The sequence below is a fragment of the Pseudomonas sp. BNK-45 genome (assembly GCF_047456255.1).
Taxonomy (GTDB): Bacteria; Pseudomonadota; Gammaproteobacteria; order Pseudomonadales; family Pseudomonadaceae; genus Aquipseudomonas.
Window position 1 is genome coordinate 2787062 of sequence record NZ_CP179909.1, and the last position, 11474, is coordinate 2798535.

Below are 11474 nucleotides of genomic sequence, written 5' to 3' on the forward strand. Positions count from 1 at the left end.
GGGGCTGGGGCTCATAGAAGCGATTATGGATAAAGTACGAACACGTCTCTTGAGGCTTCCGCGCCGACAAAAACGAGTCCTGCAAGTAATAACCGATATCTTTTTGGTATGGGCGGCATTGTGGATAGCGTTCGTCGTGAGGCTGGGTTTTGATGATCTCAGTAACCCCTTTGTTGTGCATTTCTGGCTTTTTGCCAGTGCCCCTGTCGTTGCTATTCCGTTATTCATCAAGTTTGGAATGTACCGTGCGGTCATGCGTTACTTCGGGAACGATGCCCTCATTGCAATAGTCAAGGCGGTAACCTTGTCTGCATTGGTTCTTGCACTTGTTGTCTATCTGTACAGTAATCATCAAACCGTAGTGCCACGTTCAATTGTATTCAACTATTGGTGGTTGAGTATGGTTATGATCGGTGGGCTCAGACTGGTTATGCGCCATTACTTTCTCGGGGATTGGTTCACGGCTGCTCAGCATGTACCGTTCACCAATCGTGATGATGGTTTGCCCAAAGTTGCGATCTATGGCGCAGGTGCCGCAGGTAATCAGTTAGTTGCCGCGTTACGATTAGGGCGTCTTATGCGCCCAGTTGCATTTATCGATGATGACAGCAGTATTGCCGACAGAATGATCGCTGGGTTGCAGGTATATAAACCCAAGCATTTGCAGCAAATGATCGACGACACCGGAGCAGAAGAGATACTTTTGGCAATTCCTTCATCAACTCGCAGTCGTCGTAGAGAAATCCTTGGTTTTCTTGAGGGTTTTCCTCTTCATGTCCGTAGTGTTCCCGGATTCATGGATCTTGCCAGTGGTCGAGTGAAGGTAGATGACATTCAAGAAGTAGACATTGCTGACTTGCTCGGTCGTGACTCTGTTCCCGCTCAAGGGGATTTGCTGGCGCATTGCATCCAGGGACAAACCGTCCTGGTGACAGGTGCCGGTGGATCTATTGGTTCTGAACTATGTCGACAGATTCTGAGTCTGAACCCTAGTACGTTAATATTGTTCGAGCATAGCGAGTTCAACCTTTACAGTATCTTGTCCGAGCTTGAACAGCGGCGAACGCGTGAGGCGCGCGCTGTAAAACTGCTTCCGATTCTAGGATCGGTGCGTAACTTCGAGAAGTTGTTGTCGGTCATGAAGACCTGGAACGTCGCGACGGTCTATCATGCAGCGGCTTATAAACACGTGCCTATGGTGGAGCATAATATTGCGGAGGGCGTGCTCAACAATGTGATAGGCACACTCAACACTGCACAAGCTGCCTTGCAGTCCGGTGTTGCCAACTTTGTACTGATTTCCACTGACAAGGCTGTTCGCCCAACCAATGTAATGGGCAGCACCAAACGTTTGGCGGAGCTCACTCTGCAGGCCTTAAGCAAAGAAGTGGCTCCGGTGTTATTCAATGACCCGTCGAATATTTCAAGGGTCAATAAAACCCGTTTCACCATGGTGCGTTTCGGCAATGTATTGGGCTCCTCGGGATCGGTCATTCCGCTGTTCCACAAACAGATCAAAGCCGGCGGCCCATTGACGGTCACCCATCCGAAAATTACTCGCTACTTCATGACCATTCCTGAGGCTGCGCAGTTGGTTATTCAGGCAGGGTCGATGGGGCAGGGTGGTGATGTTTTTGTATTGGACATGGGCGAGCCAGTAAAAATTGTCGAGCTGGCAGAAAAGATGATTCATCTCTCCGGGCTGAGCATACGCTCGGAAAAAAATCCCCACGGTGATATCGCCATCGAGTTTACCGGTCTGCGTCCTGGGGAAAAGCTTTACGAAGAGTTGCTGATTGGTGACAACGTAGTGGCTACTCAGCATCCGATGATCATGAGTGCCAATGAAGACCATCTGCCTTGGGATTCACTGAAGGTCAAGCTCAGTGAGCTCCTTGCTGCGCTGGACGCAGATGATTATGCAAGGGTTCGCCAGTTGCTCCGTGAGACGGTGAGTGGCTATACACCGGATGGCGAAATTGTCGACTGGGTTTATCAGCAGCACCGCCTCAAACCCTGAGGCTACATACGCAGTAACTCTCCCATCTTTGACTTGCCTCCCGCATCACCTAGGTTTGGAAGGCAGCTTCGGAAAAGCTGCTTTCCTTACTCGATGTCATGGAGCGTCATTATGCAAAACTCGTATTTCCTCTCTCTGATCTTTGCCTTCCTGGCCAGTCTTTCGCTTACCACTCAAGCGGCTCCTCTTGTCAACGCGCCGGCCAGCTCTCCCGAAATCGTGGAGCTGGCAACCGCTCAAAGTGGCAAGGTCAATATCAATACCGCTGACCAGGCCTTACTGCAGCGCGAGCTCTTCGGTATTGGCGAGGCCAAGGCCAAGGCGATTGTTGCTTATCGCGAAGAGAATGGCCCTTTTGCTTCGGTGGATGAGCTGTTGGAGGTCAAGGGGATTGGCAAGACCATCCTGGAGCGCAATCGGGACAAGCTCGAGGTCAATTGATTTGATTCTGTAATCACCAGAGGCCGGACTTCCACCGGCCTCTGGCATGTCTGAGGGCTTCTGGCTCGCAAGTGAACCTGCGGCGAAGTCTTGGATGGTTTTAGCGACTCAGGGATGTCAGGTCGCAAGCGTTCACTGCCTTCGAGCGTTGTCTGGAGCGGGCGGTGTTACTTAAGCTCCCGCTCCTTCAGGCCATTGGCGACAACATCCAGAATCCGCTCGCCCAATTCAGCGTTTTCCACGCTGCGCGAGAGCATCAGCGCACCCACCAGGGTCGACATGATCATCAGGCTGCGCTGCGCTTTGTTATCGCCTTCCAGGGTGTCTTCCAGTTGCGCGAGCCTGGTGTTCAGTACTGCATCGGTGATGGGGCTGGGTTGGCCACGTTGGCCGAGCTCCGCGCTCATGGTCGGTAGCGGGCAGCCCAGATGGGGGGAAGTCCGGTGCCATTCGGACAGGTAGTTGTCGATAAACGCCTGTAGCGGCTGCGCTTGTGCGAGCAAGGTGGCGCAATGGGCATCCAGGTCTTGGGCCGCTGAGCTTAGTGCTTCCTCTACCAGCTCATCCTTGGATTTGAAGTGGGAGTAGAAACCGCCATGGGTCAAGCCCAGCGCCTTCATCAGGGGTTGTAACCCCGTTGCGCCTATTCCATCACGGCGAAAGCGTTCCGAAGCTTCTTTGATAATGCGTTGGTGAGTCTGGGCTTTATGGTCTGCTGAATAACGCATTTGAGAAACCTCCACATCTAGAGCGCCATTTTAACCAAGGATGGTCAGATCACGCCGCACCTTCTTGTAGGCTTTATCTGTAGGTACAGCGTTCTGACAGGTATTGCTGCTAGGAGTCTCATGGAGGTTTGGCACGATAATTGTTCGCTGATTGATCAAAAGTTGTTGAACAATCCAGAGGCGCCTCCATGAGCAACGGTTTATCCCTGGCGGACCAGATCACCGTGGAACTGCGTGCAGACATCATCGGCGGTCGCTTGCTGCCTGGCATGCCGCTGGTGGAAAGCGAGCTGGTCAACAGTTACAACGCCTCTCGCAACACCATTCGTGAAGCACTGCACCGTTTGGGTCAGGAGGGCCTGGCCCTTTATGTCCGGCATAAGGGCGTGGTGGTTCGCCGTCTCGGTCATGACGACATACGGGACCTGTTTCGGGTACGCCGCACTCTCGAGTTGCAGGCGATCGCTGGCGCCCGCCCTCTGTGTGAGCTGCAGTCCGAGCGCATGCTTGATGCCATCGAAGCGGCCGAGCTGGCCCGGGAACGTGAAGACTGGCGCGCCGTCGGTACCCATGGTTTGCGCTTCCATCAGCATGTGGTGGGGTTGCTGGATTCGCCGCTGTTCGATGAGTTCTTCACCAATGTGGTCGCACAGTTGCGCCTGGTGTTTTGCAACGCGCCAGACGAAGCGCAGTTTCAGGCCCCCTGGCTGATGCGTGACCGGATCATTTACCAGTGGTTGGCAGAGGGGGACAGAACCTCCGCCGGCGAGGCCATGGAGACCTATCTGGACGACTCCGAGCGCTTGTTGTTGAGCATGTTCAGCCAATCCTTACGTCACTGAGCGAGGGCGATACCCATGTACAAAGACTATCCAGCGGCTTACCAAGTCAGTAAAGGTTCGGCGCTGCAGGTGGACACGGCGTTCTATGAACGTATTCGCGACAGCCGTGAGCAGCGCACGCTGGTCGAGCAATTTGAGGTGCCGATCCGCACCGGGCGTGCCTGGAAGGTTCCCGCCGGACATGTGTTTCGCGTCACCACTCCGGCAGGGCCGCAGGTGGGCGATTTCAACGTCTGGAATGCCAACGACCCGCGGGAAAGGTTATGGGCGGCCCGGACCCGGCAATTGCAAGGGGCTCACGTCAGTACCCACGATCGACTCTGGTCGAACCTGCCTTTTCTTCGGCCCCTGGTCACCATCACCGATGACAGCCTGGCGAATTACGGCATTGATGAGCACGGCGGTCGCCTTCACGACCTGTTGGGCACCCGTTGTGATCCCTATGTCAACCGCATGCTCACCGGCGAGGACTTCCACCACCACTGTCACTCCAACCTGACCCGGGCGGTGCTGCCCCACGGGCTGACCGAGTTTGACGTGCACGATGTCTTGAACATCTTCCAGTGCACCGGCCTGAATCACGACGACATGTACTTCATGAAGGCCTGTCCGGCACAGAAGGGCGATTATCTGGAGTTCTTTGCCGAGATCGACTTGCTGTGTGCGTTGTCGACCTGCCCGGGCGGTGATCTGTCGCTACCGATGTGGGGCCCGGATGCCCAGGATCCCTTGAGCGTATGCCGACCGTTGGGGGTCGAGATCTATCGTCTCGACGAAACCCTGCTCGAAGGCTGGAGCCAGCCGCAGCGCGCGGCCTACAAAGGATTGCACGGCTTGCATATCGCCAAGGCCGAATGGGAACAGTAGGGCACGAAATAGCCCCTTCATCCGTCGGTGAAGGGGCTGGGGATCAACGATCTCGTGCTTCCTTGGCATCCATTTCCGCGTTGCGTTGTGCCACGCGTTTACGCTGCTCATCGGTCAACTCCACCTTGTTGGCGGTGTCGCGCAGCAGCATCAAGCCGCCGACGATCGAACCGATAGCAACCACCAGGATCAACCAGGCATACCAGGGCATAGGACTCTCCTTGAACGGCAGTTCCCGAGGACGAAGGTTCGTCCTCGGCACGGCCTGTAATGCTTTGAGTTAAAGCACTGCGCAGGGGTTCCATTGTATGCCCGATTGCCCTGGCCAGTGGCGACCGATGCTTACAGCCCGGTGAGCATGGCATCCGCCGGAGCATTGGCCCGCAGTTGTGCGGTGAGTTGGAAGTAGATGAAGCCCAGCACCATGAAAGCCAGGAAGATCAGGCCGATCAGGGCGTTGAACCAGGCCATGGCAACCAGGCACACCACGGCCAGGACCAGGGCGACCCCCGGAATCAGCGGATAGCCAGGAGCACGAAAGCTGCGTGGCAGGTTCGGTTCGGCCCGGCGCAGTTTGAACAGGCTGAGCATGCTCATGATGTACATCACGATGGCGCCGAACACGGCCATGGTGATCATCGCTGCGGTGAGGGTCATGCCGCCCAGGTTGATCAGGCCGTCGCTGTAGATCGCGGCGATGCCGATCAGGCCGCCGGCGATGATTGCTCGGTGCGGTGTTTGAAAGCGCGACAGCCTGGCCAGGGAAGCGGGCAGGTAACCGGCCCGGGCCAGGGCGAAGAACTGCCGCGAATAGCCGAGGATGATCCCGTGAAAACTGGCGACCAGTCCGAACAGACCGATCCACACCAGCATGTGCAGCCAGCCGGAACTGTCGCCGACCACCGCCTTCATTGCCTGGGGCAAAGGATCGTTGATGTTCGACAGGGTGCGCCAGTCGCCCACGCCGCCGGCGAAGAACATGACACCCATGGCCAGCAGCACCAGGGTCAGAATGCCGCTGATATAGGCCTTGGGAATGGTGCGCTTGGGATCCTTGGCTTCCTCGGCGGCCATGGCGGCGCCCTCGATGGCCAGGAAGAACCAGATGGCGAAGGGAATCGCGGCGAACATCCCGGCGATCGCCGGAGCGCCGAAGGTGTCGGCACCGGCCCAGCCATTGAGGGCAAAGTTGCTGAAGCTGAAGGCCGGGGCCACCACCCCCATGAAGACCAGGAGTTCCGCCACCGCCAACACACAGACCACCAGCTCGAAGGTGGCCGCCAGTTTCACCCCGAGTATGTTCAGGCCCATGAAGACGATGTAAGCGCCCACCGCAGCGTGCTTGGGGTCCAGCGCCGGAAACTGCACATTCAGATAGGCCCCGATCGCCAGGGCGATGGCCGGTGGGGCGAAGACGAATTCGATCAGGGTGGCCAATCCGGCGATCAAGCCGCCTTTCTCGCCGAAGGCGCGACGGCTGTAGGCAAACGGGCCTCCCGCATGGGGAATGGCAGTGGTCAGCTCGGTGAAACTGAATATAAAGCAGGTATACATGGTTGCGACCAGTAAGGAGGTCAGCAAAAAGCCCAGGGTCCCGGCGACCCCCCAGCCATAGCTCCAGCCGAAATACTCTCCGGAAATCACCAGGCCAACCGCGATTCCCCATAAATGCAGCGTGCCCAAGGTGGGTTTGAGTTGTGTGTTCATCGGTGGCTCCCTGAACGGTTGACAGTGCTCGGGATAGGCCGCTGCAGCAGCCGTGCCAGTCCCGCAACCCGCGTCGTAAAGCCGGGAAAGCTGTCGTATCGAGGATATTTCCCGCTTTTTCGCCGCTGATTCCCTTCCACCCGCGCTGTCCTTGCGCTTCTTTTTGGGGCACGACTGCTGTTGGCCTCTCAGGCCCGTCCTGCCACCGTGCGCGCCAACCCAGTCTTTACGCTTTCTTTATGGGCTGCCCACCCCGTCGATCTCGTTCCTTTACAGGGACCCTGCGGACAATGACGGCATTCGCGGCAATCGCCGTACCTCGGAGACATTCCATGAACATTCTGGACGCGGTGTCGCTGCTGCTGGCAGTGGGCCTGTTCGTTTATCTACTGGTTGCGCTGTTGCGCGCGGACCGGAACTAGGAGCTGCGGTTATGCACAGTTATGACTATTGGCTGATCCTGGCCTTTTTCGCCCTGGTGCTGTTGCCGGCGCCCTGGCTGGGACGTTTCTACTACCGGGTCATGGAAGGTCAGCGCACCTGGCTGACGCCGCTACTGGGGCCGGTGGAGCGTGTCTGTTACCGGGTTTCCGGGGTCGATCCGCAGGTGGAGCAGAGCTGGCAGAAATACGCCCTGGCCCTGCTGGCGTTCAACTTTGCCGGCTTTGTCCTGCTGTTCGCCATCCTGCTGTTCCAGGATCACTTGCCGCTCAACCCGCAGCATCTTCCTGGGCAGGAATGGACCCTGGCGTTCAACACGGCGGTCAGTTTCATGACCAATACCAACTGGCAGTCCTACAGCGGTGAAGCCTCCCTGAGCTACCTCAGTCAGATGGTGGGCCTGACCGTGCAGAACTTCGTCAGCGCGGCCACCGGCCTGGCGGTGCTGGTTGCCCTGTGCCGCGGCATCGGCCGGCGTTCGGTTCGCACCCTGGGCAATTTCTGGGTCGACATGACCCGCGCGACCCTTTATGGCCTGCTGCCCCTGTGCCTGCTGCTGGCCTTGTTCCTGGTCTGGCAGGGCGTGCCTCAGACCTTTGCCCATTACGTGGACGCCCTGACCCTGCAAGGCAACGAGCAGGTGATCCCCCTGGGCCCGGCAGCCAGCCAGATCGCCATCAAGCAGATGGGTACCAACGGCGGCGGCTTCTTCGGCGTCAATTCGGCGCATCCCTTCGAGAACCCCACCGCCTGGAGCAACCTGCTGGAACTGGTGTCGATCATCCTGATTCCGGTGGCCCTGGTGTTTACCTTCGGCCATTACGTCAAGGACCTGCGCCAGAGCCGCGCCATCATCGCCTGCATGTTCGCCCTGTTCCTGATCGGCGGCGCCACCTCGCTGTGGGCCGAATACCAGCCCAACCCCGCGTTGCAGAACGCTGCGGTAGAACAGACCGCCCCTCTGGAAGGCAAGGAGGCACGCTTCGGCACCACTGCCACGGTGCTCTGGTCGGTGACCACCACCGCCGCCTCCAATGGCTCGGTAAACGGCATGCATGACAGCCTCAACCCGCTCAGTGGCATGGTGGCGCTGATCAACATGATGGTCGGCGAAGTGATCTTCGGCGGCGTGGGGGCTGGTCTCTACGGCATGCTGCTGAACGTGCTGATTGCGGTGTTCCTGGCTGGATTGATGATCGGCCGCACCCCGGAATACCTGGGCAAGAAGCTTCAGGCCAAGGAAGTGCAACTGCTGGTGGTGACCCTGATGGTGATGCCCATCGGCGTACTGGTCCTGGGCGCCTTGGCTGCCAGCCTGCCGGGTCCGGCCGCCGCCATCAGCAACCCGGGGCCCCACGGCTTCAGCCAGTTGCTGTACGCCTACACCTCGGCCAGCGCCAACAACGGTTCGGCATTTGGCGGCTTCAGCGCCAATACCCCGTTCCACAACCTGATGCTGGGCCTGGGCATGCTGATCGGGCGTTTCGGCTACATCCTGCCGGTGCTGGCCCTGGCCGGCAGCCTGGGCTTGAAGAAAACCGCGCCCATCGGCCTGAACAGTTTCCCCACCCATGGCCCGTTGTTCGTGGCCTTGCTGACCGTGACCATTTTGCTGGTGGGGGGCCTGACCTTCCTGCCGACCCTGGCGCTGGGCCCTATCGCCGAACACCTGAGCATGGGCTTCTGAGGACCTGATGATGAATATGCATGTTCCTGCCTCAAACAAGGCTGCCGATGCGCCCCCCAAGACCAAGCCGGCCAAGGCCGAAGCGTCGGGCACCGCGATCTCGGCCCTGTGGCGTCCGGCGCTGATCCAGGCCTTCGTCAAGCTCGATCCGCGCCAGTTGCAGCGCTCGCCGGTGATGCTGGTGGTGGAGTTGACGGCGCTCCTGACCACCGTGCTGTGTTTCGTGCCGGACACTACGGTGCCGACTTTCGTCGCTGCCCAGATCGCCCTGTGGCTGTGGTTCACGGTGCTGTTTGCCAACTTCGCCGAAGCCCTGGCCGAAGGTCGGGGCAAGGCTCGCGCCGACAGCCTCAAGGCCGGTAGCGAGGGCTTGAGCGCCCGGCGCCGGAGCGCCGATGGCGGCTATCAGCTGGTGCCGGCGACCCAACTGCGCAAAGGCGATGTAGTTCGAGTCGAAGCCGGGGAAATGATCCCCGGGGACGGCGAGGTGATCGAGGGCATCGCCGCGGTCAACGAGGCGGCGATTACTGGTGAGTCGGCACCGGTGATCCGCGAATCCGGTGGGGATCGTTCGGCGGTGACCGGCAATACCCGGTTGGTTTCCGACTGGCTGCTGGTGCGCATCACCAGCAACCCCGGAGAGTCGACCCTGGATCGCATGATTGCCCTGGTGGAGGGCGCCAAGCGGCAGAAGACCCCCAATGAAGTGGCCCTGGACATCTTGCTGATCGGCCTGACCCTGATTTTCCTGCTGGTGGTGGTGACCCTGCAGCCGTTCGCCCATTTCGCCAATGGCAGCCTGCCGCTGGTGTTCCTGGTGGCGTTGCTGGTGACCCTGATCCCCACCACCATTGGCGGCCTTCTGTCGGCGATCGGGATCGCCGGGATGGACCGACTGGTGCGCCTGAACGTGATCGCCAAATCCGGTCGTGCGGTGGAAGCAGCAGGGGACGTGCACGTGCTGTTGCTGGACAAGACCGGCACCATCACCTTCGGCAACCGTCGTTGCAGCGCCATCCACCCGGCTCCCGGGATCAACGCTCGGGAACTGGCGGAGGCGGCCTTGCTGGCCTCCCTGGCGGATGACACCGCCGAAGGCAAATCCATCGTCGAGTACCTGCGCGAACTTTATCCACAGCCCGAGCCGGCCAGCGATGTGTTGACCGCCGTGCCGTTCAGTGCGGAAACCCGTCTTTCCGGCGTCGATTACCAGGGGCGGATCTATCGCAAGGGCGCGGTGGATTCGGTACTGAGTTTCGTCGGCCTGGAGCGCCGCGACCTGGCCCCGGCCCTGTCCCGGGAGATCGACAAGATCGCCCAGAGCGGCGGCACGCCGCTGCTGGTCTGTGGCGAAGGCCGGATGCTCGGCGCCATTCACCTCAAGGACGTGGTCAAGCCCGGTATCCGCGAGCGTTTCGCCGAGTTGCGCAAGCTGGGGATCCGCACCGTCATGGTCACCGGCGACAACCCGCTGACCGCCGCCGCCATCGCGGCGGAGGCCGGGGTCGATGATGTGCTGGCCGAGGCCACGCCGGAAAAGAAACTGGCGCGCATCCGTCATGAGCAGAACGACGGGCGTCTGGTGGCCATGTGCGGCGACGGCGCCAACGACGCCCCGGCACTGGCCCAGGCCGATGTCGGCATGGCGATGAACGACGGCACCCAGGCGGCCCGCGAGGCGGCCAACATGGTCGACCTGGATAGCGATCCGACCAAGCTGCTGGACGTGGTGCAGATCGGCAAGGAGCTGCTGGTGACCCGTGGCGCCCTGACCACCTTTTCCATTGCCAACGACGTGGCCAAGTACTTCGCCATCCTGCCGGCGTTGTTCGCGGCGATTTATCCACAGCTGGGCGTGCTCAACATCATGCAACTGACCAGCCCGCAGAGCGCGATCCTTTCGGCGATCGTGTTCAACGCCCTGATCATCGTGGTGCTGATCCCCCTGGCGCTGCGTGGCGTGCGGGTCCAGGCGGCCAGCGCCGCCCACCTGCTGCGGCGCAACCTGCTGGTCTATGGCGTGGGCGGGATAGTGGTGCCCTTTGTCGGGATCAAGCTGATCGACATGCTGCTGACCGCGCTGCACCTGGTGTAGCCCGCCGCTGGCCGGCGCAGGACGCAGCAAGTTTTGCGACCTGATCGCCGGCAGCCGGCTCCTGCACGTGACCGAATGAATCGAGGAATGAGAAATGACTAGCGTATTGCGTCCGGCCTTGAGCCTGATGGTGTTGATGACCCTGATCACCGGCGTGGCTTATCCGCTGGTGGTCACTGGAGTGGCCCAGGTCGCGTTTGCGGACCAGGCCAACGGCAGCCTGGTGCGTGATGCCGAGGGCAAGGTGCGGGGCTCGGCCCTGATTGCCCAGGATTTTGTCGGCGATGCCTGGTTCCATCCGCGCCCTTCGGCGGGGGCCTTTGCCACGGTATCCAGCTCTGCCAGCAACCTGGCGCCGAGCAACCCGGCCCTGGCCACCCGGGTGATCGACGATGCCCACAAGCTCCAGGTTGCGGGTCAGGGCCCGGTGCCCCTGGCCCTGCTCACCACCTCGGGCAGCGGCCTTGATCCGCACTTGCCACCCGAGGCAATTGACTATCAACTGGCGCGAGTCGCGGCGGCGCGCAATCTGCCGGCGGACCAGCTGCGGGCCCTGGTGGCGGCACATACCCAGCGGCCCCTGGTGGGGCCACCGGTGGTCAATGTGCTGACCCTGAATCAAGCCCTGGACCAGTTGTAAGCGCTG

11 protein-coding genes are annotated in these 11474 nt (G+C 60.0%); 8 read left to right on the forward strand and 3 right to left on the reverse strand.

The window, feature by feature from the left end; genetic code table 11:
- The first annotated feature begins 25 nt into the window (after positions 1–25).
- Complete coding sequence (locus tag ACMGG8_RS13120; protein ID WP_414159682.1) at positions 26–2020, forward strand: polysaccharide biosynthesis protein; 1995 nt, start codon at positions 26–28, stop codon at positions 2018–2020.
- A 111-nt stretch (positions 2021–2131) separates the two neighbouring features.
- Positions 2132–2461, forward strand: a complete 330-nt coding sequence (locus ACMGG8_RS13125; protein WP_060840447.1) for a ComEA family DNA-binding protein — start codon at positions 2132–2134, stop codon at positions 2459–2461.
- A 167-nt stretch (positions 2462–2628) separates the two neighbouring features.
- On the opposite strand, the gene ACMGG8_RS13130 is transcribed toward ACMGG8_RS13125, so the two are convergent.
- Positions 2629–3189, reverse strand: a complete 561-nt coding sequence (locus tag ACMGG8_RS13130) for a TetR/AcrR family transcriptional regulator (RefSeq protein WP_414159683.1) — start codon at positions 3187–3189, stop codon at positions 2629–2631.
- Positions 3190–3377: 188 nt separating this feature from the next.
- On the opposite strand from ACMGG8_RS13130, the gene ACMGG8_RS13135 reads away from it, so the two are divergent.
- Together ACMGG8_RS13135 and ACMGG8_RS13140 are read left to right on the forward strand one after the other, a co-directional pair.
- Positions 3378–4031 carry a GntR family transcriptional regulator gene (locus ACMGG8_RS13135; RefSeq protein WP_414159684.1) on the forward strand — a complete coding sequence of 218 codons (654 nt, stop codon included), beginning with the start codon at positions 3378–3380 and terminating at the stop codon, positions 4029–4031.
- Between the two features lie 15 nt (positions 4032–4046).
- The gene (locus tag ACMGG8_RS13140) at positions 4047–4898 is read left to right on the forward strand and encodes an urea carboxylase-associated family protein (protein WP_060844296.1); all 852 of its coding nucleotides are present in this window, start codon (positions 4047–4049) and stop codon (positions 4896–4898) included.
- A gap of 43 nt (positions 4899–4941) precedes the next feature.
- Here ACMGG8_RS13140 and ACMGG8_RS13145 read toward each other — a convergent pair whose 3' ends face one another.
- Together ACMGG8_RS13145 and eat are read right to left on the reverse strand one after the other, a co-directional pair.
- Entirely contained in the window at positions 4942–5109 is a 168-nt protein-coding gene (locus ACMGG8_RS13145; RefSeq protein WP_082729282.1) for a DUF2897 family protein, read from the reverse strand.
- Between the two features lie 131 nt (positions 5110–5240).
- Positions 5241–6605 (reverse strand): ethanolamine permease, encoded by a 1365-nt coding sequence (eat, locus tag ACMGG8_RS13150; protein WP_060844295.1) that lies wholly within the window; start codon positions 6603–6605, stop codon positions 5241–5243.
- A 332-nt stretch (positions 6606–6937) separates the two neighbouring features.
- On the opposite strand from eat, the gene kdpF reads away from it, so the two are divergent.
- The 4 genes from kdpF (at position 6938) to kdpC (ending at position 11468) form a co-directional block, all read left to right on the forward strand.
- Entirely contained in the window at positions 6938–7027 is a 90-nt protein-coding gene (gene kdpF / locus ACMGG8_RS13155; protein ID WP_016964080.1) for a K(+)-transporting ATPase subunit F, read from the forward strand.
- An 11-nt stretch (positions 7028–7038) separates the two neighbouring features.
- Complete coding sequence (gene kdpA / locus ACMGG8_RS13160) at positions 7039–8733, forward strand: potassium-transporting ATPase subunit KdpA (protein WP_414159685.1); 1695 nt, start codon at positions 7039–7041, stop codon at positions 8731–8733.
- Positions 8734–8743: 10 nt separating this feature from the next.
- Positions 8744–10828: a potassium-transporting ATPase subunit KdpB gene (gene kdpB, locus ACMGG8_RS13165; protein WP_414159686.1), complete on the forward strand. Its 2085-nt coding sequence runs from the start codon at positions 8744–8746 to the stop codon at positions 10826–10828.
- A 94-nt stretch (positions 10829–10922) separates the two neighbouring features.
- The gene (kdpC, locus tag ACMGG8_RS13170; protein WP_060840440.1) at positions 10923–11468 is read left to right on the forward strand and encodes a potassium-transporting ATPase subunit KdpC; all 546 of its coding nucleotides are present in this window, start codon (positions 10923–10925) and stop codon (positions 11466–11468) included.
- Positions 11469–11474: the final 6 nt, after the last annotated feature.